General features: G+C 52.7%; 1 protein-coding gene. It reads right to left on the bottom strand.

Annotation, left to right across the window (positions count from 1 at the left end; genetic code table 11):
• Positions 1–664, bottom strand: a 664-nt coding sequence (locus PMI01S_RS30760; protein WP_139811129.1) for an IS3 family transposase, incomplete at both ends; no start/stop codon positions are given.

Genomic DNA, 664 nt, shown 5'->3' with positions numbered 1-664 from the left:
CGACTGGTGTACTGACAGCCCTGATCCGAATGGAACATCAACCCAGGCGGGCATGTTCGAAGCTCTGTCGCCATGCGTAGCGCTTTACTCACCAAGTTGGCGTCATTGACCAGCGAAAATGCCCAACCAATGACCCGACGAGCAAACAAATCGATCACGATGGCCAGATGAACCCAGCGCTTGCCTACCATCAGGCTTGTAACGTCGCCACACCAGACTTGATTGACCGCGGTCGGCTTGAAATTACGCTTGAGCAGATTGGGCGCGACAAATGCTTCAACTCCTTTGGATCTGAATGGGTGAGGCTGGCGTTGTTTACTGACAATGTTGGCTTCCCTCATCAGGGCTTTAACAAGGCTTCTTCCGACCGCTATGTTTTGGGCCTGCAGATGCTTGCTGATCATTCTGGACCCCATGGCTTCCCGGCTTTCGCTGTGCAGTTCGACCACCTTTCCCTTGAGCTCTTCGCGCTCGATCTTAGGCCGCGAGAGACGCTGTAGCCATTCGTAAAAGCTGCTGCGCTTCATATCGAAAACGCGACACAGGATGGCGGTCGGGAATGACTCTCTTAGCTCCGCGATCATCGAAAACGATCGGGATCCGACATCAAGAGAGCGGTAGCCTTTTTTAAGATTTCGGCTTCCATTTCCATGCGTTTGATTTT

The sequence above is a fragment of the Pseudomonas migulae NBRC 103157 genome, assembly GCF_002091715.1.
Lineage (GTDB): Bacteria > Pseudomonadota > Gammaproteobacteria > Pseudomonadales > Pseudomonadaceae > Aquipseudomonas > Aquipseudomonas migulae_A.
Note: the sequence above shows the minus strand (reverse complement) of the source record. Positions and strands in the feature narration are given on the sequence as shown.